Here is a 23056-nt window from a genome sequence, read left to right as displayed (position 1 = left end):
ATAGCGCGCCCGTCGTTAAGGAGAATCGTCATGTCGGAACAGATCAACAACCGGCGTCGCCGTTTGCTAGGGACCACGGTTGCAGGTTTCAGTTTGCTGGAGTTGGGACTGGGCGGACTCGCACATGCGCAGTCCGCCGAAACGACGGGCGGCGCGAAGGCGGCCACGCGCGTTGCATCGTTCGAGAATCTTCGGCAGATCAACGCCGGAACGCTGAGCATCGGCTATGCGGAGGCAGGCCCGCAGAACGGCCCGGTCGTCATTCTGCTGCACGGCTGGCCGTACGACATCTACGCGTTCGCCGACGTCACGCCGCTGCTGGTCGCCGCGGGCTACCGCGTGATCGTGCCGTATCTGCGCGGCTATGGCCCGACGCGCTTCCTGTCCGCAGACACGCCGCGCAATGGTCAGCAGGCGGTGGTCGCGGTCGACATCATCGCGCTGATGGATGCGCTGAAAATCGACAAGGCGGTGCTCGGCGGTTTCGACTGGGGCGCGCGCACGGTGAACATCATGGCGGCGCTGTGGCCGCAGCGCTGCAAGGCGATGGTGTCGGTGAGCGGCTATCTGATCGGCAGTCAGGAGGCCAACCGTGCACCGCTGCCGCCGAAGGCGGAGCTGACGTGGTGGTATCAGTTCTATTTTGCCACCGAGCGCGGCCAGGCCGGTTATGACGCGAACCGTCACGACTTCAACAAGCTGATCTGGCATACGGCGTCGCCGAAATGGAATTTCGACGATGCGGCGTTCGAGCGTTCGGCGGAATCGTTCAAGAATCCGGACCATGTAGCGGTGGTGATTCACAACTATCGCTGGCGCCTGGGGCTGGTCAAGGGCGAGCCGCAATACGACGACCTGGAAAGGCGTCTGGCGCTGGCGCCGCCCATTTCGGTGCCGACCATCACACTCGAAGGCGACGCGAACGGTGCGGCGCATCCGGACCCGGTGGCTTACGCGAAGAAGTTCACGGGCAAGTACCAGCACCGGAACATCACGGGCGGCATCGGGCACAACCTGCCACAGGAGGCGCCCAAGGCTTTTGCCGACGCAATCATCGACGTGACCCGCCTTGCATGACACGTCGGCGCACGCCGGCGACAGACGAGCCGCTCCGCATCCCGGGAGCGGCTTTTTTGTATCGCAATGTATCCACACCGTACTCAGACAAACAAGCATGCATTAAGCGGCTCAACGAAAACATTCCAGATACGTCGGCGCGTTTTAATACCTACACGCAAGGTTGATTCACAACAGTGCGTTTGAATCAGGCGGGACATGACGGTTTGCATGCAGCAACGGCGTCGCGTTCCACCCAACCTTTGATTGCCTTTGATATCTGGAGAAGACTCATGAAACTCGTTCAATCCCTCATCGTCGCCGCGTTGGTCGCCGTTCCCGTCGCATCGTTCGCACAATCGCAGCAACAACCGCTGACCCGCGCCGAAGTGCGCGCGGAGTTGGTCCAGCTTCAGAAGGCCGGCTACAACCCGTCCAGCGACAACACGCAGTACCCGCAGAACATCGAGGCCGCGCTGGCACGCGTGCAGGCCGATAACGGTTCGGCTGCGGCGGCATACGGCGGCGTCGTGCAGACCAGTGCGGCTTCGGGTTCGCGCGCGCCTAAGAGCCATGCACCGATGAGCCATGCCTCGGCGACCGGGTCGGAAGTCATCGGCCTCGGCCCGATCTACGCGCATTCGTGATCGACGCAACCCCATGACCGTCCGCGTGCCGTCGCGTGGATGGTCATTCCATCAGCATCCCTATCTATCGAGACATACACCATGACCATGTTTCTCAAGAAGTGCCTCGGATCAGCATTGCTGCTCGGCGGACTGTTCGCGTTGCAGGCCGCGCATGCCGCTCCCCCGCAGGACCTGCAGGGTAAGAACGTCGTGCTCGTGCATGGCGCGTTCGCCGACGGTTCCAGCTGGGACAAAGTGATTCCGCTGCTCGAAGCGCGCGGCCTTCACGTGGTGGCGGTCCAGAACCCGCTGAGTTCGCTGGACGATGACGTGTCGGCGACCAAACGTGTGATCGATCAACAAAAGGGCCCGGTGATTCTGGTCGGCCATTCGTGGGGCGGCGTCGTGGTCAGCGAAGCGGGCAACGACGACAAGGTCAAGAGTCTCGTCTACGTGGCGGCGTTCGCGCCCGACAGCGGCCAGTCCATCGCGGACATGACGAAGGGCGCACCGGCACCGGTCTGGGCGAGCGAGCTGCGCAAGGACGACGCGGGCTACCTGACGCTCTCGACGAAAGCGGTGCTCGAGGATTTCGCTCAGGACGTGCCGCTGCCCGAGAGACGTTTGATCGCGGCGACGCAAGGGCCGTGGGCCTCCGGCTGCCTCGACGAGAAGGTGACGAAGGCGGCGTGGCATGACAAGCCGTCGTACTTCGTGGTGACCGGTCAGGACCGCATGATCGATCCGAACCTGCAGCAGACGATGGCTAAGAACATCGACGCGACAGTGATGCGCGTCAACGCAAGTCACGTTGCGATGGTGAGCCAGCCGAAGGCGGTGGCCGATGCGATCATCGCCGCATCGCGCGCTGTGCAGTAACACCGGATGTGAGCGGCGGGCCGGTCATGCGATGACGGTCCGCCGCAACAGTCCGCTGATCGCGACGACCCGCTAGATCGCGATGGACGGAATGCTCTTCATGCATCGCAGCGCGAACATCGACCGGCTGTGACGAATCCCGGCAATCTTGTAGAGCTTCTCGCGCAGGAACCGTTCGTAACCCGCGGTGCCGTCGACGGCCACCTTCACCAGATAGTCGTAGTCGCCCGATACCAGATACGCCTCGAGCACTTCGGACAGCGTCGCGAGTTCGGCGCCGAAGCGGGCGAGCGCGTCGTCGTCGTGACGGTCGAGCGTGACTTCGAGCAGTACCACGTCGGCGAAACCGAGCTTCTGCTGATCGAGCAACGCGACATAGCCGCGGATATACCCTTCGGTTTCCAATTGACGCGTGCGATTCCAGCACGCGGTGGTCGACATGCCGACCAGTTCAGCCAACTCGGCATTGCTCAGCCGGGCGTTCTTCTGCAGTTCGCGCATGATCTTGCGATCCTGATTGTCGAGCGGGCGATTTCGGGCGGTCATGTGGGGGTTGGGGAGGTTGTTCTGTATAAGTTAATTTTACCGGAACATTGTCCCTTACGAGGTCGGCTAGACGATCCCTTTAAGAAGCCTATCCAGCCTGCGTCCGGGTATATTTTCACCATGCATTCATGCCCGGGACAACCGTCCGGGCCGCGGGCCTCGCGCCTCGCGGTCTTATGCGGCCACAAGCCGCCACCCGGTGTCTCGCTGCTTTCACAGGAAGGCGGCACGCGGGCGAATTCCGGCGCCACCCGCGCTGGAAAGCGCGCTCGCCGGGCATGGACGCATGTTCCTGACCGATGCTTGTCAGCATGATCGGCAGTATTGCCGGGGCTGCGACTCCGTACCTTGAGACGTCATGCATCGGCAACGCAGCCCCTTGCCTCCTTGCCTCCTTGCCTCCTTGCCCGCCGATGCCGATCCAGCTGTACGTTTCGTTTCTTCTTGCTGCGCTAGTGCTCGTTTATTCCCCCGGTCCGGTCGATGTACTGACGATGAGCCAGGCCGCTCGGCGCTGGCTGGCGCGCCGCGTTGCCGTGCGTCTGGGGCGGCACGTGCGCTGTGCTTCTGCAACTAGCGTTCACCGCGTTGTGTCTGAACTCGCTGTTGCTGATCGACGAGCGTGCGTTGATCGCGCTGCGTTGGGCCGGCGCAATCTATCTGGTTTATCTGGGCAGCAAGCAGTGGCGCAGCGGCAGTCTCGCGGTTCCCACCGACAGTTCGCAGCAACGCAGCATGTTCTGGCGCGGCTTCGCCACCTCGGGCCTCAATCCGAAAACCTTGCTGTTCTTTCCATCGCTTTTTCCGCAGTTCATTAGCACGTCTTCGAATGAAGCGCATTGGTCTGCGGATCAGCAATACCTGTTGCTGGCCGCTACGTTCGCAGTGGTGTTTGCGTTGGGCGTCGCGTCGATGGCGATTTTTTCGCATCGCTTGCGCACCGTCTTGCAACGGCCGAAACGACTACGCGTCCTGAACCGGACGATGGGCAGTCTGCTGGTCGGCATGGGCGCATTGATGGCGGCGGTGCGCTGATTCCGCCGATGCGTCAATGCGCGTGCGCTGCACCGACGCGCGAAGGCGGCGCCCAGTTATGGGCGCCGCCTCTCTTGTTGCAAAAGGTCAATGGAAGATCAGGTACAGGATGACCAGTACGATCAACGGGACGCCGAGCAGCCAGCCGAGTAGATAAGGCATGATGTGATCTCCTTTCGTGGTGAAGTGCGAATACGAAAGTGACCGAGCATCCGCCGTGCCTGACCTGGATCGCAGTGGTTGGCAGCAGCGCCTAAGGTGCGCCGGACGCAGGCTCGAAGAGTTGCTACAGCATTCGTCGCGGCCACGTGCGGCGCGCAAAACAGCCCTCCTTCAAGGCAAATTTTCCCGCAGCACGATGCTGAACTGCACAGGTTTCACATCGCTCATCGCGTCGCGTTTCTCGCGTACGTTGCGGAAAATCCGCAGACAGTTGCCCACCATCGCTTGCGGCGTTTGAGTGATCAGCGCATCCATCGTCCCGTCGATCAGCAGCGCGCGCGTGTCAGGCGTCAAGCCATGTCCCACGAACAGAATCTTCTGCTCCGAGCGCGCCTCGACAATCGCTCGGGCGACGCCGTCCGATCCGCCGCCGCTGTTATAAATGCCCGCGAGGTCGGGATGCTGCTCCAGGAGTTTGCGGGTCTGCATATAGTTGCGCTCGCTGTCGTCGTGTCCCTCGCGCAGTCCGATCACGCGCACTTGCGGAAACGTCGATTCGATCAGGTGTAGAAAGCCGATCTCGCGCTCCTCGTGACCGCGATAGTTCAGACTGCCCGCGAGCATCGCGATCTTGCCGCTGGGCCGCGGTCCCATGAAGCGCCCCAGCAACAAGGCCGCCGTGCGCCCCGCCGAACGATTGTCGATACCCACATAAGCCAGCCGCCGCGCATTCGACAGATCCGAAATCAGCGTGATGGCCGGCACGCCCTGGTCCGCGAGCGCATTGACGGCATCGCGCACCACCGGATGCTCGAGCGCCATGAACACGACGCCGTCCGCACGCTGTCCGTAATGCAACAGACGGTCGGCCAGTTCTTTCGGGTTGAAACTCTCGACGTAATGGACACGGCACTTCATGTCCAGCGCACTCCATTGATCGTGCGCGAAGTCGATGTAGTCGCCGAGCATGTGCAGGTAGCGATTGGTGCCGGCCGGCAGCAGAAACGCGATGCGCATCGGCTTCGACGCGCTCGCCGCAGGCGCGGCGGGCGTGAGCAGATAGCCCAATTGCGCGGCCGCTTGCAGCACGCGTTGCGCGGTGACGGCGCGCACGCCTTCGCGCGCATTGAGCACGCGATCCACCGTGGCCGTCGACACGCCGGCAACGCGCGCTATGTCCGGAATGCGTGCGCGCGCGGCGGCGGTGAGGTGAAGCGGTTCGGACATGGCAGTCCTTCACAAATTGGAAATCCATCAAAAAACATCAAGTCCGCGGTTTGACGCAGGTGCCGCGCACGCCTAGTCTTGCAGCTATCGCGCGGCGACTCAACTGTGATGACCGGAAAATCGACGCGTTGAACCGGGTGATGATGGATTTTGATGGATTCCACAGTCACATCAATTATAAGCAAGGAGACGCTCAAATGACCAACCTCGCGAGACGCACATTGCTGCGTTCCGCGGCCGCCGTGCCGGTGGCCAGTACGCTGGGCTTTCCGGCGATCGTGCGCGCGGCGTCCGGCCCGGAATTCGTGTTCAAGTACGGCAACAACCTGCCGCTCACGCATCCGCTGAACGTGCGTTCGCAGGAGGCGGCCAACCAGATTCGCGAGGCGTCGAAGGGGCGCATGGAGATCCGGATCTTCCCTAACAACCAGTTAGGCGGCGACACCGACATGCTCGCGCAGGTACGCAGCGGCGGCATCGAAATGTTCACGCCTTCGGCCCTCGTGGTGTCGACGCTCGCGCCGTCGGTGGCAATCAATGCGGTTGGCTTCGCGTTCAGCGATTACAACCAGGTGTGGGGCGCGATGGACGGCAAGCTCGGCGCCTATGTGCGGGCGGCCATGCAGAAAGCCGGGCTCGAATCGTTCGAAAAGATGTGGGACAACGGTTTTCGTCAGACCACCACCAGCAACGGCCCGATTACGAGCGCGCAGAACATGCGCGGTCTGAAGATTCGCGTGCCGGTGAGTCCGCTCAGCATCGACATGTTCAAGGGCCTAGGCGCCGCGCCGACCAGCCTGCAATTCAGCGAAGTCTATTCGTCGCTGCAAACGCATATCGTCGATGCGCAGGAAAATCCGCTGCCGATCGTGCAGGTCGCGAAGCTCTACGAAGTGCAGAAGTACTGTTCGCTGACCAATCACATGTGGGACGGCTACTGGTTCGTGCTGAACCAGCGTGCGTGGCAGCGTCTGCCGAAAGACCTGCAAGGCATTGCCAGCGACGCGTTCAATCAGTCGGCGCTCAAGCAGCGTGAGGATGTCCGAAAGCTCAACGACGCAGCCGTCGCCGATCTGCAAAGCAAGGGGCTCACGATCAATCGGCCCGCGCCGGACACGTTCCGCGTCGCGCTGCGTCAGGCGGGCTTCTATGGCGCGTGGAAGGGCAAGTTCGGCAACGAGGCGTGGGATCTGCTCGAACAATCGGTCGGCAAGCTGGCCTGAGCGTGCAGCAGTCCGGTGAGCATCAGAAGACGCGCGGCGAAGAGCCGCGAGGAGACCGCAGGATGTCGAATCACGCATTGAATCCGGCAGAGGCGGCGGCCGTGCCGATGCACGCGGCCAGCACGCCGCGCCGCTGGCTGAGAACCTTGGACCGCGGCCTGATCGCGCTGGTCGAAGTGTGCGCGGCGGCGCTGCTGGCGCTGGAGATCGTCGTGATGCTGGCGGGCGTGGTGTCGCGTTACGTGCTGCATCAGCCGCTCGTGTGGTCGGATGAACTGGCCGGCATCCTGTTCCTGTGGCTCGCGATGCTCGGCGCGGTGCTCGCATTACGGCGCGGCGAACATATGCGGATGACGGCGCTCGTGAGCCGGTTGTCGCCGCAACGGCGCGCCTTCGTCGATACGCTCGCGATCGCCGCGTCGATCGCCTTGCTCGCACTGTTGATCGCGCCAGCGTACGACTATGCGGCCGGCGAGGCGGCGATCGTCACGCCCGCGCTGCAGATCAGCAACGCGTGGCGCGCGCTCGCGTTGCCGATCGGCGCCGCGCTGATGCTGCTGGTCGGTCTGATCCGGCTCGCTCAGGTAAGCCGTGCGCGCGACGTCGTCATCGTGCTCGCAATCGCCGCGCTGCTTGCCGTGGTGTGCGTATTCGCCGGGCCGTGGTTCCAGACGCTCGGCAAGCTCAACCTGGTGATCTTCTTTGTCGGCGTCGTGGCCATCGGCATTTTTTCAGGCGTGCCCATCGGCTTCTCTTTCGCACTCGCGACGTTCGGTTATCTCGGCCTCTCCACTTTCACGCCGCTCGAAGTGGTGGTCGGGCGGATGGACGAGGGCATGTCGCATCTGGTGCTGCTCGCCGTGCCGCTGTTCGTCTTTCTCGGTTTGCTGATCGAAATGACCGGCATGGCGCGCGCGATGATCGAGTTTCTCGCGAGCCTCGTCGGTCACGTTCATGGCGGCCTGTCGTTCGTGCTGATCGGCGCGATGTATCTGGTGTCGGGCATTTCCGGCTCGAAAGTCGCCGATATGGCGGCGATCGCGCCGGTGCTATTTCCCGAGATGAAAAAGCGCGGCGCGTCCGAAGGCGATCTGGTCGCGCTGCTCGCCACAACGGGCGCGCAAAGCGAAACCATTCCACCGAGCATCGTGCTGATCACGATCGGCTCGGTCACGGGGCTGTCGATCTCCGCGCTCTTCACCGCCGGGATGCTGCCGGGCGCGGTGCTCGCGCTGATTCTGTGCGTGGTGGTGTGGTGGCGTTATCGCAAGGAGGACCTGAGCGGCGCGCAGCGGTTTACCAAGCGGCAGATTGGCCGGCTGTTCATCGTATCGTTGCCGGCCCTGGCGTTGCCGTTCGTGATTCGCATGGCGGTGGTCGAGGGCGTGGCGACGGCGACCGAAGTGTCGACCATCGGCATCGCGTATTCGATGCTGATCGGCCTGCTGGTCTATCGCCGCTTCGAATGGCGGCGGCTCGGTCGCATGCTGGTGGATGCGGCAACCCTGTCGGGCGCGATCCTGTTCATTATCGGCTGCGCGACTGCGATGGCCTGGGCGCTTACGCAATCCGGCTTTTCGCAGGATCTCGCGCAATTGATGGGCTCGATGCCCGGCGGCGCGTATGGCTTTCTCGCGGTGTCGATCGTTGTGTTCGTGATGCTCGGCAGCGTGCTCGAAGGCATTCCCGCGATCGTGCTGTTCGGGCCGCTGCTGTTTCCGATCGCGCGACTCGCGGGCGTGCATGAGGTGCATTACGCGATCGTCGTGATCCTGTCGATGGGCGTCGGGCTCTTCTCGCCGCCGTTCGGCGTCGGCTACTACTCGGCGTGCGCGATCAGCAAAGTGAATCCCGATGCGGGCATTCGTCCGATCGTCGGGTATATGGGCGCGCTGATCCTCGGCCTGCTGCTGGTCGCGGCGATCCCCTGGATTTCGATCGGCTTCCTCTAAGTTTTCTTCACAGGTTCGACCTTCGGGCGCTGCATTCCCGCCGCGCCGGGGCGTCGCTCGTCCTTCAAAACCCGCAGCATCGGGAGAGTTTCATGAGTCGTTTCTTTGGCGAAATCCGGCAGGCCGGCTATGTGGTGCGTGATATCGAAGCCGCGATGGACTATTGGAGCCGCGTGCTCGGCGTGGGTCCATGGTTCTACAACGAACGCGTGCCGATCGAAAACTACGCGTATCGCGGGCAAACGTATGAAGTGCACAACTCGGTCGCGCTGGCGAACTCGGGGCCGCTGCAGGTCGAATTGATCCAGACGCGCAACGACGCGCCCTCGATGTATCGCGACTTCCTGGCCGCCGGCCATACCGGTTTGCAGCACAACGCCTACTGGACCACCTCGTTCGACGCGGACCTCGCGCGCCTTCAGGAGCAGGGTTTCAAAGTGGCGATGAGCGGTGAGGTGGGACGTAACGGGCGCTTCGTCTACTTCGATACGGAAGATCATCCTGGCACCGTGATCGAACTCTCGGAGATCGCGGGGCCCAAGGGCAAGCTGTTCGACATGATCTACGCGGCATCGCGCGATTGGGACGGGCGTGAGCCGGTGCGCCGCTTTCCCGACCTGGGCACGCTATGAGCGCGATGCAGCAGGCGCAACCGGCCAACGACGACACCCTCGAAGCCGACTATCTGATCGAGACGCCGCTCGATCCCGCGCAAGTCGCCGAGGTGATGGCCGGCGAACAGTCGAGCGGCACGTTCGTGCGCGTTGCCAATGAAACCGATGCGCTGCGCGCACGCAGCCGCGCGAGCGTGCTGCGTATCGCGGAACTCGAAGCCGTGGCGCAGCCCAGTCTGCCGAGCGCATGGCTCATCCGGCAAGGCATGCCGGGGCCATGGCGGCGCGCGCGCGTCACGCTCTCGTTTCCGCTCGCCAACATCGGCGCGAATTTGCCGACGCTGGCCGCCACCGTCGCGGGCAATCTGTACGATCTCGGCGAAGTCACCGGCATGCGGTTACTGTCGTTGCGCTTGCCGGCTTCCTATCGCGCGCGCTTCGAATTGCCGCGTCACGGCGTGGCGGGCACGCGCACGCTGACGCAAGTGACGGACCGTCCGCTGATCGGCACCATCATCAAGCCGAACGTCGGTCTGAGCGCGGCGGAAACGGCGGCGCTGGTGCGCGAGCTGTGCGAAGCGGGCGTCGATTTCATCAAGGATGACGAAGTATGTGCGAATCCCGCGCATGCGCCGCTTGCCGAACGCGTGCGGGCGGTCATGTCCGAAGTGCGCAGTTACCGCGAACGCAGCGGCCGCTCCGTGATGGTCGCGTTCAATATCACCGACGACCTCGACGCGATGCGCCGTCACGCGGAGCTGGTCGAGCACGAAGGCGGCAATTGCGTGATGGCGAGCATCAACTGGTGCGGCTTCTCCGCGATCCAGACGCTGCGCCGCGCGACGCCGCTCGTGCTGCACGCGCATCGCAACGGCTACGGGATGATGTCGCGCGATCCGGCGCTCGGCATCTCGTTCCAGGCATATCAAATGTTATGGCGTTTGACTGGCGTCGATCATATGCACGTACACGGCCTCGCCGGCAAATTCGCCCAGAGCGATATGGAAGTCATCGAATCGGCGCGCGATTGCGCGACACCGCTCGCGTCCGGTTGCGACGACACCGTGCTACCCGCGTTTTCGTCGGGGCAGTGGGCCGGCACCGCGCCAGCGACCTTCGACGCGGTGCGCTCCACCGATCTGCTGTTCATGTCCGGCGGCGGCATTCTCGCGCATCCGGATGGTCCGTCCGCGGGCGTGACGAGCGTGCGTCAGGCATGGTCGGCCGTGCAGGCCGGTACGCCGTTGCCGGTGTACGCCGAGCGGATGCCGGAGTTGCGGCGCGCGCTGGCGTTTTTCGGCGAACGCGCCTGAGCGCGAATCGGGACATGAGCGACATGGACGATTTTAGCCGTCGAGGCATACGCGAATCGCGTGACACGGGTCCCGCGTACGCGTTCTACGGCGACGACTTCACAGGCGCGACCGATACGCTCGCGCATCTCGCGCGCGCCGGCTTGCGCACGATGCTGCTGTTCGCGCCACCGGATGCCGCCCGTCTGGCGAGACTCGGGCAACTCGACGCGCTCGGCGTCGCAGGCGCCGCGCGGACCATGGAGCCGCTCGCGCAGCAGCAGGAACTCGCGCGGGTCGGCGCCGCGTTCGCCGCGCTCGGTGTGCGCGTGATGCACTACAAGGTGTGCTCGACTTTCGATAGCGCGCCGCGCACCGGCAGCATCGGCGTGGCGATTCGCACGTTGCGCGAGCATTGCGCAAACGAGTTGGTCGCGGTGATCGGCGGTCAGCCGAATTTGCGGCGCTACTGCGTGTTCGGTCAACTGTTCGCCGCGGCCGGGGCGGACGATGATCGGCAAGCGGTCTATCGGATCGACCGTCATCCGACGATGAGCCGTCATCCGGTTACGCCGATGAACGAGGCGGACTTGCGTGTGCATCTGCAACGCCAGGGCGTCGAGCATGTGCAATCGATCGATTGGCGATGCTACGCGGCGGGCGACGCCGCGCTGCAATCCGAAGTGCGGCACCGGCTTGAATCGAAGCCGGACGCGTTGCTGTTCGACGTGCTCGACGACGCGCATCTGCAAGCGATCGGCCGGCTGCTTGTGCGGCGCGCGGCGGTGGCGCCACTGCTTGCTGTCGGCGCGAGCAGTGTTGCGCAGGCTTATGCGTCGGCGCTTGATGAACGGACTGATTCGTCGGCCGGGAATGCGGCAGCGCCGCTGACTCGCGCGCGAGGCCCGGTGTTCGTGCTGGCCGGCAGTCTGTCGCCGTTGACCGAAGTGCAGATTGGCGCGGCGCATTCGTATCTGCGGGTGGAACTGGACCCGCAGCGGATGACCGGCGGTGCCGCGTCCGTCTATCTGGCGGAACGCGTGGCGGCGATCGCGGGGCCGTTGCGAGATGGCCGCCACGTGCTTGCATTTACGACGCGCCGAGCGGTGAACGCGACAAGCGTGACGAACGCAGCGGACACGGCGCTGCCGTCACTTGCGCATGCTTGCGCAACGCTGCTGCGGCAGGTGCTCGACGCCGTGCGATTACGACGCATCGGCATAGCAGGCGGTGACACGTCGAGCTTCGCCGTGCGTGCGCTCGACGCGTGGGGGCTGTCGTATCTAGCGCCCTTATCGGCGGGCGTGACCGTGTGCCGTCTTCATGCCGACCGCACGGAGCTCGACGGCATGGAGATCATGCTCAAGGGCGGTCAGATGGGCGATGCGGAACTGTTCGAACAACTGGTCGATGGCTATGCAGTCGGTCAGAACATCGAGCGCTAAGGCTGAACGGCGAACCGGTAGCGCTATTCAACGAGACAACGAGATCGCTGCACCCCAGGCAGGCGAGTAACTTTTCCATCGTCCGTTCCCGTCTGACAATGAGCGAAGGTGCCTCGACCAGCGAGACTTTTCGGGCCATCGACATGACAAGGCCGCCGGATATCGCTATCCGGCGGCCGCGTTCGTTCGAACTTCGTTACGACGAGCGTTCTCTCATCCCCGTGGACGAATCGGTTCGCGTTTCTTTGCGTTTGCTCGCATTTGGCTATATCACGCCGGCAACCAGCAGTACGATCACCACGATCAGAACGACACCGAGTCCTCCGGTAGGACCATAGCCCCACGAACGGCTGTGCGGCCAAGCCGGAAACGCGCCGATGAGGAGCAGAATCAGCACGATCAGAAGAATAGTTCCCAACATATCAATGACCTCCGCTGGTTGATAAGGACCCGCCTTCGCACGACGGCCGCGCTAACTTCGCAGCTACCGTGCGAAGACAGCATCGGTGTTTCCGTTGAGCAAGCCGCATGCCCGACGCGGAGAATCGAATCGCTTTAATCGTATTCATCCGATCACGCCGTCACCCCACGCGGCGTGCCGATTCGCGCAACCACGATGTCGGCGACGAACGCAATGGCGAGCGCCGTCGCGCCGCAGATGAAAATCAGCGCGTAGTTGTCATGCGTATGGGAGAACAGAAACGAGTATCCATAACCGCCTAGCGCCTGGAAGAGTGCGAATGCCGTAGTCGCGCGGCTCCATGCGGCTCGCTGTTCGATGTGATCGTGCGGCACGAGTTCGTGGATGCGGCCGAGCGCGAGCGGCACGATGCCCGGCGTGAAGATGCCGAGAATCACGGTCGCCGTCGCCACCGCCAGCGTGCTGCCCGAGAGCGCCAGCATCGCCACCGCCGCGGACTGCAGAAACAGCGCGATCCGATACGCGTTGCCGAAGCCGATGCGATCGGCCACGTTGCCGCAGATGACCGGACCCGTAATCGCCGCGAGGCCGTACAGCACCCAGTATTGCGCGCCAATCGCCGCGCCGTGTCCCAGGCCGCGCGCCACGTAGTCGACGAGCAGCACCATCGCGGGCACGAGGCCGAGCGCGTTCGCCGCGTATTGCGCATACAGCAGGCGCAGCTTCAGGTTATGCGCATGCCCGGCGTGATGCGTGCCGGCGGGTATCACCGGAGCGGGCGGATTCGTCGACGGCCAGCCGAACCAGCTCGCCGCGGTCAGGACCAGCGCGACCACGCCGAGACCGATCCAGGTGGTTTGCAGACCAAAGTGCAGCAGTTGAGGAATCAGTGTGCCGGATGCCGCGATGCCGAGACCGAGCCCGAGAAAGATCATCCCGCTGACGAAGCCACGGCGTGGCGGCAGGATGTGCGGAAGGATCGACGTCGCCACCAGCACCATGATGGCGCCGCCCGAAATACCCGACAGCAGGCGCCATGCAAAGAACCAGCTGATCGACAACGGATAGGCGCAGGCGAAGAACGCCGCCGTCACGACCGCCATCAGCAGACGCAACGCGCTGCGGTTCGACAGCGCCGACGCAAGCGGACGGCCAATCAGGGCGCCGATCAAATAGCCGGCGAAATTCGCCGCGCCGAGCGTCACTGCCTGCGACGACGTGAACCAGTGCGCCTGGATCAGCGAAGGAATCAGCGGCGTATACGCAAAACGCGCGAGACCAATGGCGACGAGACTGCCACATAGTCCGGCGAAGGTCGCAAAGAGTGCGCGCGCATCGAGCGAGGCCGGTGGTACGGAGCTTAAAGAAGACGGTGCTGCGGACATGACGATTCCTTTACCGGTGCGCATGCCGATGGCGGCGCTGCCGGATGTCGGTGAGAAAACCAGGGAATGCGCCCGTTCGGACGCGCGGCTCGGACGTGGCCGTCTTATGCCGATGAAGCGGGTGGCGCCGACGGCGGCGGCAGCGCAGGCAAGCCGAGCAGCGTCAACGCCGGCGACACCGAGCCGCTTAGCAGCACGTATTGCGGCGTCACTCGCGCTAGCACGCGAATGCCGATCAGCGTGGCGAGCAGATGGGAGGCGGCGTCTTCGAGGGGCACGGCGACGGTGATTTCACCGCTTTGCCGTGCCGCGACCAGGCCCCGGTGGAAAAACGCGCGGATATCCGCCATTTCCGCCGCGACCATGGCACGAAATGCTTCGTCATCCGATGAAACTTCGAGCGCCGAGTTGACCAGCATGCAGCCGCGCATGTCGGGGTCGGCAATCGCGCGCTCGATGACTTCGTGGAAGAACAGCGTAATGCTCCGCGCCGGCGACGCGGTTTTCTCAAGCCGCTCGATCCGCTCGCGCAATATGTGCTCCAGATAATGTTCGAGCGCTCGCAGGTAGAGGCCGCGCTTGTCGCCGAACGCGTTGTAGAGGCTGGGCTGCGTGAGGCCGGTCGATTTGACCAGATCGCGCGTGGAGGTCGTTTCATAGCCCTTGCTCCAGAACGCTGCGCTGGCCGCTTCGAGCACGGCGTGCTCGTCGAATCCACGGGGTCGTGCCATGGTGACTGTCCTTCATGCGTGATCGGCGACCGTTCTATATCGGTCGATATAGAACTGGATTATATATCGGCCGATATAGAACGCAAGGGGGAAGTTTTGGGGCGACGGCAAAGGGGCGAATGAGCGGCGCAGAGCCGGAGATGGCCCGGCGGGTGCAGGTTGGCTTGCGCCGGGAGCTTTGGTGCACAATTCGCCGCGCGGCGCGGACCCGCACCGGCCGCGCGGCGCAGAGCCGCTCAGCGATGCGGTGTCCAGCGATCAGAATGCCAATGTGAATCGCGGCGGCGCGGCCGCTTCGCGCATGGCGGCACGGGCTACCGGGTACTCTTGCGTGACGCCCTAACGCGCCAATGAACGACCTATTGCTGTGCTGCCACATGTTTTCCGAGCGCGGCTCCCAGGTCTTCATCGGTTAGCGCGGGGAAGATGGTGATCGTCAGCAGGTCACCCCATTCGAGCGACATCGCCACCAAGCTCCCCGTGTCGGCAGCCTCGACGACCGCGAAGCCATGCAGGCCGCCGATTGCATGCCAGCGCCCCAGCATGGTGATGCCATCGGGCGCGCGGCCGCCGGTTTTCATGAAGCGTTCGATGACGGCATTCTCGGCGGTCGGCTGACCGTTCCATTCCACAATGAATTTCATTGCGTGTCTCCCATCTGGATCGGCGATACCGGCTCGTGGCGCGCCGCGCTCGTCGTCTGGGTGGTGACGCCTCGTCTGCCGGGCGCCACGCACACCACTGCGCCATCGAGCCGTCCGGATAGCACAGGCTATTGGCGGGCGGCAGGAAAAAACCACGTGGCGTCCTAAGCATCATAGGAGAGTGCACGACAGCCGATGTCGCCGTGCGCAGACATTCACCAGGTCAATTGAACCGGCACCGCCGTTGCGGCGAGAACGCGAACGGGACGCCACATTTCCAATTGCGGGTGTCTCGCGCGTCCTACAAATAGGTTCCATCCAAAGGGCGTTCGGCGATTGCAGCGTCGATTTCACCATCGACGCCGATTCGCCGCGCGACGCGGCAGGTCTCTGACAATGACAGTGGATTTCGTGGCAATCCTTCCTGAAGCAGGCGAGCCCACACCATGCGGTGTACGGCTTTGCTTTTGCTTCAGGTACAGCCATGCGCGCGGGTTTCGCGCGAAAAAGCAGTGGGTGATTGCGGCGCGATTTCATGCAGTGAGCGGTGTTACGCATCGGCCGCATATGACGGTGCAAGTAGCGGCACAACTCGCGACACAACCCGCGCCCAAAACACAAACGGCATGCGGTTGTACCGCATGCCGTTGCGATGCCAGTTCGAATTCGACTCTATTCGCGCTGCCGATTACGTGGCAGCGCCACTTCGGCAATCGTCCGATGCGCGGCAGGAAAGCCGGGCGGATATTCGACGACGCGCGCGGCGGCCGGCACCAGCGGCGCGGCCACACTCGATCGCGCGCCGACGCGCGCGCCGCCGACGATGGCGGCCATCGCCTCACGGTCGAGTTCGACGCTGTCAACAAGGTCCTTGATGATGAGCTTCGCCATGACGGCTCCCGAAAAGAAATTGGGCGGCCGGTCCATGAACGGGTCCGGCCGCCGCTACTGTCTGTCGTTCGATGTAGAGAGGTCTCGTCGCACTATCAGTATAGGAAATCTGTTTGCAGCTTGTCTGTCGGTGACGATGAAGCAGCACTGAAGGAACCCCCGTTCCTGCGGTGCTTCTCGTGCTTATGCAGCGGCGTAGTTGGCGCCCCACAGCGACGGGCTGACGTCGAGATGCAGCGGCACGAACCCCGCACCGATCACGCCGACGTTGTTGAGCGCGGCGACGTTCACGTATTGCATCTGGTTGAGGTTCTGGTTGATCGAGACATTGACGTTGGCAATGCCGCCGAGCCCGGCCACCGACGGCAGGCCGGGCGTGCCGCCGCCGGCCACCGCCGACATTGCGCGGCGGTCGAGCTCGCGGGTGCGGGACAGATCGCGAATCAAGAGGGATGACATGGTGATTCTCCAAAGGTGCGCGGAAGACGGGCGTGATCGGCGTGAGGCGAAGCGGCCCGCGATCGCGAGCGCTTCGCCTCGTCACGCTTTACACGTGGATGTTGTTGTTCGACGAGATGCTCGGGCTGAACGACGAGGCGATGCCGGCCGCGAACGCAACGTTGTTGCCGTTGGCGTTCTGAAGGTCCATCTGGGTGTTGATCAGTTGCGTCGCATCGACGTGCTTGCTGTTGTTCGGCGCATAGACCGGGCTGAAGTTATAGTACGAGACCGACGGGCCGAAGCCGCCGCGCACGGCGCTCATCGCCTTGCTGTCGAGTTGTTCGGTGATGGACAGGTCTTTGATCATCAGCGTGTTCATGGTAAGTCTCCTGGAAGAAAATATCGCGGTGTTGCGATTGGGTTCGAGCAATTTGTCTGCTCGGGTGTCACTAACGCATGGGCTGTGCCAGTTTTATTCAAGGTTCCTAATAAAGTTGGTGGCTCCTTGCTGCACAAGGCTTTCGCATTGCGTCCACAGGTTGGCCATAGCGTCACCCTCCGTTCCGTCGGCGCGCGAGCGGTGGCGCATGGCCGACATACGGCCGCATGCTGTCGGCTGGCGGGCGACACTTGCGCGCCACGCCCGCGATGCACGGCGCGGGCCAATCCCGGTTTGCGAAAGCACGGACCGGGAGCTAGTATCGAAGCGGCACATGTAACTGGTTACGACAGGTTTTCCATCAGCCCGAGTGTCTTCGGTCACATGCGATCGGACCCAACGGCAGCGGCGGCGCTTCGCACAAATGGCTAGCCTTGCACGTGTGATTCACGACTTTCAGAGCGGCGAGCTGTCGCGTGACGAGTTCGTCGCTCAACTGGACAGTACGTTGACGACCGAAGGACTCGGTCCCACGCAGCTGCTGGAGATGCTTGGCGCGGCGCATCGTAAAACCCCGTTACCCGACGATCTCTACCTCGAAGTGCGCCGCCGCATCGAGCAGTTGCACGTTTCGAACGTGGCGGCGGGTGGGGAAGAAACCGGCATCCAGACCACGGTGGAGATTCCATCGGCGCCTTCGGCCAGTGCCGGTAGCGCAGGTAGTGCGGGCAACGCCAGCAATGCGCCGAGCGGCGCGGGACACGACCAGAGCAAAGGCACCGGCGACACGTTGAATAACCGCTTCGTCCTCGAGGAATGTCTGGGCGTGGGCGGCATGGGCACGGTGTACAAGGCGCTCGACTTGCGCAAGCTCGAAGCATCGGATCGCAAGCCCTATCTCGCGATCAAGGTGCTCAATGTCCAGTTTCGCGGCAATCCGAATTCGCTCGTCGCCTTGCAGCGCGAGGCGCGCAAGGCGCAGGTTCTCGCGCATCGCAACATCATCACGGTGTACGACTTCGACCGCGACGGGCCGATCGTCTATCTGACGATGGAGTATCTGAGCGGCAAACCGCTCAGCCAGTTGCTGCGCACGCCAGGCTATCAGGGCATGCCGGTGCGCGCGGCTCTGCCGATCGTGCGCGGCATGTGCGCCGCGCTCGCATACGCGCATGAACGCGGCTTCGTCCACTGCGACTTCAAGCCGGCCAACGTGTTTCTGACCACCAACGCCGAAGTGAAAGTGATCGACTTCGGCATTGCGCGCGTGTTTCAGCGCCCCGAAGAGGAGAGCGACGCGACCGTGTTCGATCCGGGCAGCCTCGGTGCGTTGACGCCCGCGTATGCGAGCCCGGAGATGATCGAGCATCGTGAGCCCGATCCGCGCGACGATATCTACGCGCTTGGCTGCATCACCTATGAATTGCTGACCGGTCACCATCCGTTCGACCGTTTGTCGGCGACTCAGGCGCGCAATGCCGATTTCAAGCCGCAGCGGCCACAGAATCTCGATTCGAGGCAGTGGCGCGCGTTGCGTGCCGCGCTGTCGTTCGATCGCGCGACGCGCATGCCGAGCGTGGTGCGCTTCATCACCGAGTTCGACAACGAGGCGCGCGCGGAGAAGTCGGGTACGTTGGCGAAGGTCGGACTCGCGAGCTTTGCCGTGGTGTGCGCGGCGGCGGTCGGCGTGTTCGCGCTGCGCTCGGGGCCGAGCCGGCAGGCAAGTGCGCCGCCGGCGGAGGTAGGGGCGTCGCAGGCATTGGCGGATCGAGCGGAAACCGCGTCGGAGCCGAATGCGGTGGCGGCAGTGCCGCCGACTGTGACGGCATCCACCGCATCAAACTCCGCACCTGCTGCCGCGAGCGCCGCAGCCGTGCCGGCCCCAACCGCCACGCCACCCGCGCCCAAGCCCGCACTGACGCTCGCAGCCATCGCACCCACGTTGGCGCAAGTACCGTGTTCGGCGCTCTCCGCCGCCGTCCAGAATCATTCGCTGACGGTGCGCGGCTTCGTCTCGCAGCGCTACGGTGCGGCCCATCTGAAGGAAACGTTGGCGGCCTTGCCGGGCGTCGATACGCTGACGCTCGACGTCGAGCCCATCGCCGAGGACAAATGCGATACCGTCAACGCGCTCGCTCCCTACTGGGTTCGCAACTGGCAAGCGGGGCGCATCGCGGCGTTGCATGTGCGCCCGCCCGGCGGTCAGTTGAGCGAGGGCGACGCGCTGGTCGTCGACGTGACGACGCCTGGCTTCGACTCGTATGTGAACCTCGACTATTTCCAGCTCGACGGCAGCGTCGTGCATATGGTGCCGAGCCCGCGCGCGAAGGACAATCAGGCGCCGCCGCACTACGCCGCGACGATCGGCAGCGGCGGCGACTGGATCATTTCGAAACCGTTCGGAGCGGAGATGGTGGTGCTGCTGATTACGCCGGTGCTGCTATTCGACAAGCCGCGTCCGGAAAGCGAATCGCGCGCGGACTATCTGCGCGCGCTCGACACGCGGCTCACGCAGATCGGCGGCAAATACGGGCAGGACCGCATCGTCGCCGACTTTGCTTCGATCACGACGAAGCCGCGCGCGCCGTAAAGGCGGAGCGGGCGTCAGCACCACGTCTGGTCTCGACCGCATGAGCCGCTGATCTCGCCGCAAGACCACGCGCTTCATTTGAGATCTTTGACGACCCGAAAGCCATCCTGCGATTGACGTACGCCCGCGCTGTATTTGAAGCGCGTCGCGCTGAGCATGTAGATGCTGCCTTCGCGCCATGAACCGCCGCGAATCACGCGCATGTCGCAGCCGGGACTGTCCCATGCGTGGCCGTCGGCGGGCCCGCCCTGATAGTTGTTGTGCCAGCAATCGGCGGTCCATTCCCATACGCTGCCGTTCATGTCGTACAGGCCGAGCGGGTTCGGCGCGAATGAACCGGCGGACTCCGGTCCTTCCTTGTGCCACGGGTCGCCGCAATCCTTGCAATTGGCGGTGCCCTTGCGCATCTGATCACCCCACCAGTAGGCGGTCGTCGTGCCGCCTCTGTCCGCGTATTCCCATTCCGCCTCCGTGGGCAGACGGTAGGGCTTGCCGGTGACTTTGGTGAGCCATTTGACGTACTGCTGCGCGTCGTCCCAACTCAGGTCGCGCGCCGGTGCGGCCTTGTTCGTGTTGCTTTCGGGCGTCGCTTTCTGACAGGCGTTGGCGGCGACGCAAGCGTTCCATTGTTCGACCGTCACCTCGTATTTGCCAATGGCAAATGGCGCGCTGATGCTCACGTGGTGGACCGGCTTCTCCGATGGATCGTCGCTGCTGCTGCCCATCGCGAACGAGCCGGCGGGCACGGGGACCATGATCGGGCAGGCGGCGCAGTCGCGGCTTTCACCGGCGGTGGGCGGGCGAGTGACGGCTTTTTGTGCGACTGCGGCGGCGGGTGGGGCAATCGGCGCGGCCGGTGCGGCGGCGCTTGGCGTGGGCGTTGGATTTGGCGCCGACGCTGTGCGCGGGCGCTCCTGCGCCGGGGCACTCGTTGGCGCGGCGGGGTGAGCGGCTTGCGGCGCAGGTGCGGGTGCAGGTGTTGGCGCACTAGCCGCCGCGCGCAGGCGATCGATGCGCGCATGAGCGAGCGTAGCGAAGCGGCCATTCGGATAGGCCTTCAAATAGGCCTCGTAATCGGCGGGGTAGTTGCTGTCCTTGATCGAGTTCCAGAACGTGATTTCGTATTGCTCGCTGCTGTCTTTCGGAAGAATGCCCCTGCTATGCAGCGCGACGGGCGGATTCTCCTGACGCGCCCACGCGACGACCGGCACAGATGCCTCGCGATAGCGGCTGGCGGTGTCGTTCAACTGAGCCGAGGGAGCGAGCGTCGAAGCAATCCACGGCTTTTGCTCGCCAGCGGTTGCATCGCGAACTTGCGCGGCGACGTGCTCGAACAGACCGTCGAGCGTTTGCGACGAAGCGCTTTCGAGCGCGTGCAGCAAAGCATTCGTGTAGACGCCGTGGCGCGCGCCGTCCGCCGCAAAGCCGCCGGGTGCGGTGGCATAGGCGATCACGGTATCGGCACCCACCGATGGCGCATCGCTCGTCGCGCCCGGCGAGAACGGATTGTTCAGGCACGCATCGAGAATCACGAGATTGAGCCGACCCGCACGCGGTGCGGCCATCACCCGCAACACGCTATTCAGATCGACGCCGTTATTCACCATCGATGCCGGCACGCGTGGATCGAGTCCGGCAGGCATGAGCAACGTCTGCCGGCCAATTTGCATGCCGTGGCCCGCGAAATAGAAGAGTCCGACGCCGCCGCCTTGCAAACGCCGCTGGAATTCGTCGATCGCCTCCTGCATGTCGCCTGGCGCCGCATTCGTGCGCATGATGACGTCGAAGCCGAGCGCATGGAGCGTGTCGCGCATTGCTTCGGCGTCGCGTGGCGCATTAGAACGAATAGGGGTCGCGAGATCGCCATATACGCCATTGCCGATCACGAGCGCGATACGTGGAGAATGCGCAGGCTCGCGCGTTAACGTGAATGGCGAGATCGTATCGGCTATCGCCGCCGCATGCGCAGCCGTTGCAATGGGCGCAGGAATTGCAGTGCTCGCCATGGTCGAGATAGCCGCATGAGCCACGCTCCATTGCGCCTGGATTGCCCCGGCCATGCACACCAGCAGGAATATTCGCCACATCTTTGCATCCTGTTTGTACCGGACAGAACCCAGGCATTCGAGGACCGCGCTGTGTGCAGCATTCGCTGCGGTACTTCGGGCCAAGCATCGATGCCGCTTTCGATGACCACGCGTGTGGAACCTTTCAATAACGATAGCACGCGCTTTGCGCGCCACAACTCGACGCGTCATACGGATAACGAGTGTGGCGTATCTTTTTGGCAAGTTACGTCCTAAGCTAATTCACAAAGTAACGCCGCACAGTCGTTTTAACTTTGCGGTCGTCCCGTCACTCGCACCCGCGATATCCAGCCGGAGCGCTCGGTCTGCTTTGCGCAGCCGACGGCCGTGACCCCTCTTCGGGAGAGTGCGCCATGCGAAGAAAAACCCTCACCCCCGTTGTTTCCGATTCGCGTCATGCAGCGAGAGCGCGCGTCGGCATGGGGCGCGCGGCTGCGTGCGCAACGCTGTTTGCCGCACTCGGCTGTATGGCGACTTTCGATATCGCGCTGGCCGAACAGACCGCATCGACGCCGGGCGCCGAGGAATACATCATCTGGCCATCGGATGGCACGGTGATTCATGGCGGCAAGCTCTGGGTGCGCATGGGTCTGCGCAACATGGGGGTGTGTCCGAAGGGCGTCGCACGCCCGAACTGCGGGCATCATCATCTGTTGATCGATACCGATCTGCCTGCGCTCGACCAGGAAATTCCGTCGGACCGCAATCACCTGCACTTCGGTGCGGGCGAAACGGACGCGCGTATCGAGTTGCCGCCGGGCAAGCACACGCTGCAACTGCTTCTCGGCGACCAGAATCACGTGCCGTTCGTGCCGCCCGTCTATTCGAAGAAGATCACCATTACCGTGCAAAAAGACTAGCGCGATCCGTTGGTTTCACGCGGGTCCGTCAGGACGGAGAGACCTCATGTACAAGATCTTTGTGATCGCGGCGCTCGTGACATCGGCGGGATTGACCTTGCCTGGCTTCGCCGTGGCCGGCACGACACCATCGCCGCCCGGCGCGTACGCCTATATCGGCTACCCGAACGACGGCCAGGTCGTGCCCGCCAACAAGCCGTTTCGCGTGTGGTTCGGCTTGCGTTTCATGGGCGTGGCGCCCAAAGGCGTCAAGTATCCGAATACGGGCCACCATCATCTGCTGATCGACACCGATCTGCCGCCGATGGACCAGGAAATTCCTTCGGACCGCAACCACCTGCATTTCGGCGCGGGCGAAACGGAAACGATGATTCAATTGCCGCCGGGCAAGCACACGCTGCAGTTGCTGATGGGTGACGATATGCATGTCCCGCACAATCCGCCGGTGTACTCGAAGAAGATCACCGTCATTGCGCGCTGAGAACTTGCACGGCGCACCTCGTGCATGCCAGTGTCACGACGCAGCCAACAACTTCGCGCTGTCTGTTGGCTGCAATCCATCATCGG

Annotated in this window: 22 protein-coding genes and 1 pseudogene; 13 read left to right on the top strand and 10 right to left on the bottom strand. The window is 63.5% G+C overall.

Features of this window, described 5'->3' with window-relative positions; genetic code table 11:
• Window positions 1-30: 30 nt before the first annotated feature.
• The 3 genes from B0G69_RS30925 to B0G69_RS30915 all read left to right on the top strand — a co-directional run bounded on the left by B0G69_RS30925 (window position 31) and on the right by B0G69_RS30915 (window position 2564).
• A complete protein-coding gene (locus B0G69_RS30925) occupies window positions 31-1077 on the top strand; it encodes an alpha/beta hydrolase (RefSeq protein ID WP_121323675.1) in 1047 nt (348 codons plus the stop codon).
• 272 nt (window positions 1078-1349) lie between these two features.
• A complete protein-coding gene (locus tag B0G69_RS30920; protein ID WP_121323674.1) occupies window positions 1350-1703 on the top strand; it encodes a DUF4148 domain-containing protein in 354 nt (117 codons plus the stop codon).
• Window positions 1704-1784: 81 nt separating this feature from the next.
• Complete coding sequence (locus tag B0G69_RS30915; protein WP_121323673.1) at window positions 1785-2564, top strand: alpha/beta hydrolase; 780 nt, start codon at window positions 1785-1787, stop codon at window positions 2562-2564.
• Between the two features lie 72 nt (window positions 2565-2636).
• Here B0G69_RS30915 and B0G69_RS30910 read toward each other — a convergent pair whose 3' ends face one another.
• Window positions 2637-3110 carry an Lrp/AsnC family transcriptional regulator gene (locus B0G69_RS30910; protein WP_121323672.1) on the bottom strand — a complete coding sequence of 158 codons (474 nt, stop codon included), beginning with the start codon at window positions 3108-3110 and terminating at the stop codon, window positions 2637-2639.
• Window positions 3111-3523: 413 nt separating this feature from the next.
• On the opposite strand from B0G69_RS30910, the pseudogene B0G69_RS30905 reads away from it, so the two are divergent.
• Window positions 3524-4145: pseudogene (locus B0G69_RS30905) on the top strand (LysE family translocator).
• A gap of 333 nt (window positions 4146-4478) precedes the next feature.
• Here B0G69_RS30905 and B0G69_RS30895 read toward each other — a convergent pair.
• Entirely contained in the window at window positions 4479-5534 is a 1056-nt protein-coding gene (locus tag B0G69_RS30895; RefSeq protein ID WP_121323670.1) for a LacI family DNA-binding transcriptional regulator, read from the bottom strand.
• Between the two features lie 197 nt (window positions 5535-5731).
• On the opposite strand from B0G69_RS30895, the gene B0G69_RS30890 reads away from it, so the two are divergent.
• From B0G69_RS30890 to B0G69_RS30870, 5 genes are all read left to right on the top strand, one after another.
• Window positions 5732-6757 (top strand): TRAP transporter substrate-binding protein, encoded by a 1026-nt coding sequence (locus tag B0G69_RS30890; RefSeq protein WP_121323669.1) that lies wholly within the window; start codon window positions 5732-5734, stop codon window positions 6755-6757.
• A gap of 62 nt (window positions 6758-6819) precedes the next feature.
• Complete coding sequence (locus tag B0G69_RS30885; protein WP_121323668.1) at window positions 6820-8709, top strand: TRAP transporter large permease subunit; 1890 nt, start codon at window positions 6820-6822, stop codon at window positions 8707-8709.
• Between the two features lie 92 nt (window positions 8710-8801).
• Complete coding sequence (locus B0G69_RS30880; RefSeq protein WP_121323667.1) at window positions 8802-9341, top strand: VOC family protein; 540 nt, start codon at window positions 8802-8804, stop codon at window positions 9339-9341.
• Complete coding sequence (locus tag B0G69_RS30875) at window positions 9338-10636, top strand: ribulose-bisphosphate carboxylase large subunit family protein (RefSeq protein ID WP_121323666.1); 1299 nt, start codon at window positions 9338-9340, stop codon at window positions 10634-10636. Before B0G69_RS30880 ends, B0G69_RS30875 begins: the two co-directional genes overlap by 4 nt.
• Before the next feature lie 14 nt (window positions 10637-10650).
• Window positions 10651-12060: a four-carbon acid sugar kinase family protein gene (locus B0G69_RS30870; RefSeq protein ID WP_121323665.1), complete on the top strand. Its 1410-nt coding sequence runs from the start codon at window positions 10651-10653 to the stop codon at window positions 12058-12060.
• Window positions 12061-12325: 265 nt separating this feature from the next.
• On the opposite strand, the gene B0G69_RS30865 is transcribed toward B0G69_RS30870, so the two are convergent.
• From B0G69_RS30865 to B0G69_RS30850, 4 genes are all read right to left on the bottom strand, one after another.
• On the bottom strand, window positions 12326-12481 hold the full coding sequence (locus B0G69_RS30865) for a DUF3309 family protein (protein WP_121323664.1): 156 nt from the start codon (window positions 12479-12481) through the stop codon (window positions 12326-12328).
• Window positions 12482-12633: 152 nt separating this feature from the next.
• Window positions 12634-13866 carry a YbfB/YjiJ family MFS transporter gene (locus B0G69_RS30860; protein WP_121323663.1) on the bottom strand — a complete coding sequence of 411 codons (1233 nt, stop codon included), beginning with the start codon at window positions 13864-13866 and terminating at the stop codon, window positions 12634-12636.
• Window positions 13867-13970: 104 nt separating this feature from the next.
• Window positions 13971-14597, bottom strand: coding sequence for a TetR/AcrR family transcriptional regulator (locus B0G69_RS30855; RefSeq protein WP_121323662.1), 627 nt, complete (start codon window positions 14595-14597; stop codon window positions 13971-13973).
• A gap of 359 nt (window positions 14598-14956) precedes the next feature.
• A complete protein-coding gene (locus B0G69_RS30850) occupies window positions 14957-15241 on the bottom strand; it encodes a DUF3303 family protein (protein WP_121323661.1) in 285 nt (94 codons plus the stop codon).
• 3 nt (window positions 15242-15244) lie between these two features.
• Between B0G69_RS30850 and B0G69_RS41155 the strand changes: the two genes are divergently transcribed.
• Window positions 15245-15409, top strand: a complete 165-nt coding sequence (locus B0G69_RS41155; protein ID WP_158609000.1) for a hypothetical protein — start codon at window positions 15245-15247, stop codon at window positions 15407-15409.
• 504 nt (window positions 15410-15913) lie between these two features.
• On the opposite strand, the gene B0G69_RS30845 is transcribed toward B0G69_RS41155, so the two are convergent.
• From B0G69_RS30845 to B0G69_RS30835, 3 genes are all read right to left on the bottom strand, one after another.
• Entirely contained in the window at window positions 15914-16132 is a 219-nt protein-coding gene (locus tag B0G69_RS30845) for a hypothetical protein (protein WP_121323982.1), read from the bottom strand.
• Window positions 16133-16315: 183 nt separating this feature from the next.
• Window positions 16316-16591 (bottom strand): hypothetical protein, encoded by a 276-nt coding sequence (locus tag B0G69_RS30840; protein WP_121323660.1) that lies wholly within the window; start codon window positions 16589-16591, stop codon window positions 16316-16318.
• Between the two features lie 88 nt (window positions 16592-16679).
• Complete coding sequence (locus B0G69_RS30835) at window positions 16680-16952, bottom strand: hypothetical protein (RefSeq protein ID WP_121323659.1); 273 nt, start codon at window positions 16950-16952, stop codon at window positions 16680-16682.
• 424 nt (window positions 16953-17376) lie between these two features.
• Here B0G69_RS30835 and B0G69_RS30830 point away from each other — a divergent pair, with 424 nt between their 5' ends.
• Entirely contained in the window at window positions 17377-19542 is a 2166-nt protein-coding gene (locus tag B0G69_RS30830; RefSeq protein ID WP_121323658.1) for a serine/threonine protein kinase, read from the top strand.
• Window positions 19543-19616: 74 nt separating this feature from the next.
• On the opposite strand, the gene B0G69_RS30825 is transcribed toward B0G69_RS30830, so the two are convergent.
• Entirely contained in the window at window positions 19617-21629 is a 2013-nt protein-coding gene (locus B0G69_RS30825; RefSeq protein ID WP_121323657.1) for an SUMF1/EgtB/PvdO family nonheme iron enzyme, read from the bottom strand.
• Window positions 21630-22096: 467 nt separating this feature from the next.
• On the opposite strand from B0G69_RS30825, the gene B0G69_RS30820 reads away from it, so the two are divergent.
• Both B0G69_RS30820 and B0G69_RS30815 read left to right on the top strand, forming a co-directional pair.
• Window positions 22097-22489 carry a DUF4399 domain-containing protein gene (locus B0G69_RS30820; RefSeq protein WP_241991565.1) on the top strand — a complete coding sequence of 131 codons (393 nt, stop codon included), beginning with the start codon at window positions 22097-22099 and terminating at the stop codon, window positions 22487-22489.
• Between the two features lie 46 nt (window positions 22490-22535).
• On the top strand, window positions 22536-22970 hold the full coding sequence (locus tag B0G69_RS30815) for a DUF4399 domain-containing protein (protein ID WP_121323655.1): 435 nt from the start codon (window positions 22536-22538) through the stop codon (window positions 22968-22970).
• Window positions 22971-23056: the final 86 nt, after the last annotated feature.

Source organism: Paraburkholderia sp. RAU2J (assembly GCF_003634845.1).
GTDB classification, from domain to species: Bacteria; Pseudomonadota; Gammaproteobacteria; order Burkholderiales; family Burkholderiaceae; genus Paraburkholderia; species Paraburkholderia fynbosensis.
Note: the sequence above shows the minus strand (reverse complement) of the source record. Positions and strands in the feature narration are given on the sequence as shown.

Coding starts and splice junctions, on each gene's coding strand:
- B0G69_RS30925 (WP_121323675.1), top strand. CDS start 31: ATGTCGGAACAGATCAACAACCGGCGTCGCCGTTTGCTAGGGACCACG.
- B0G69_RS30920 (WP_121323674.1), top strand. CDS start 1,350: ATGAAACTCGTTCAATCCCTCATCGTCGCCGCGTTGGTCGCCGTTCCC.
- B0G69_RS30915 (WP_121323673.1), top strand. CDS start 1,785: ATGACCATGTTTCTCAAGAAGTGCCTCGGATCAGCATTGCTGCTCGGC.
- B0G69_RS30910 (WP_121323672.1), bottom strand. CDS start 3,110: ATGACCGCCCGAAATCGCCCGCTCGACAATCAGGATCGCAAGATCATG.
- B0G69_RS30895 (WP_121323670.1), bottom strand. CDS start 5,534: ATGTCCGAACCGCTTCACCTCACCGCCGCCGCGCGCGCACGCATTCCG.
- B0G69_RS30890 (WP_121323669.1), top strand. CDS start 5,732: ATGACCAACCTCGCGAGACGCACATTGCTGCGTTCCGCGGCCGCCGTG.
- B0G69_RS30885 (WP_121323668.1), top strand. CDS start 6,820: ATGTCGAATCACGCATTGAATCCGGCAGAGGCGGCGGCCGTGCCGATG.
- B0G69_RS30880 (WP_121323667.1), top strand. CDS start 8,802: ATGAGTCGTTTCTTTGGCGAAATCCGGCAGGCCGGCTATGTGGTGCGT.
- B0G69_RS30875 (WP_121323666.1), top strand. CDS start 9,338: ATGAGCGCGATGCAGCAGGCGCAACCGGCCAACGACGACACCCTCGAA.
- B0G69_RS30870 (WP_121323665.1), top strand. CDS start 10,651: ATGAGCGACATGGACGATTTTAGCCGTCGAGGCATACGCGAATCGCGT.
- B0G69_RS30865 (WP_121323664.1), bottom strand. CDS start 12,481: ATGTTGGGAACTATTCTTCTGATCGTGCTGATTCTGCTCCTCATCGGC.
- B0G69_RS30860 (WP_121323663.1), bottom strand. CDS start 13,866: ATGTCCGCAGCACCGTCTTCTTTAAGCTCCGTACCACCGGCCTCGCTC.
- B0G69_RS30855 (WP_121323662.1), bottom strand. CDS start 14,597: ATGGCACGACCCCGTGGATTCGACGAGCACGCCGTGCTCGAAGCGGCC.
- B0G69_RS30850 (WP_121323661.1), bottom strand. CDS start 15,241: ATGAAATTCATTGTGGAATGGAACGGTCAGCCGACCGCCGAGAATGCC.
- B0G69_RS30845 (WP_121323982.1), bottom strand. CDS start 16,132: ATGGCGAAGCTCATCATCAAGGACCTTGTTGACAGCGTCGAACTCGAC.
- B0G69_RS30840 (WP_121323660.1), bottom strand. CDS start 16,591: ATGTCATCCCTCTTGATTCGCGATCTGTCCCGCACCCGCGAGCTCGAC.
- B0G69_RS30835 (WP_121323659.1), bottom strand. CDS start 16,952: ATGAACACGCTGATGATCAAAGACCTGTCCATCACCGAACAACTCGAC.
- B0G69_RS30830 (WP_121323658.1), top strand. CDS start 17,377: ATGGCTAGCCTTGCACGTGTGATTCACGACTTTCAGAGCGGCGAGCTG.
- B0G69_RS30825 (WP_121323657.1), bottom strand. CDS start 21,629: ATGTGGCGAATATTCCTGCTGGTGTGCATGGCCGGGGCAATCCAGGCG.
- B0G69_RS30820 (WP_241991565.1), top strand. CDS start 22,097: ATGGCGACTTTCGATATCGCGCTGGCCGAACAGACCGCATCGACGCCG.
- B0G69_RS30815 (WP_121323655.1), top strand. CDS start 22,536: ATGTACAAGATCTTTGTGATCGCGGCGCTCGTGACATCGGCGGGATTG.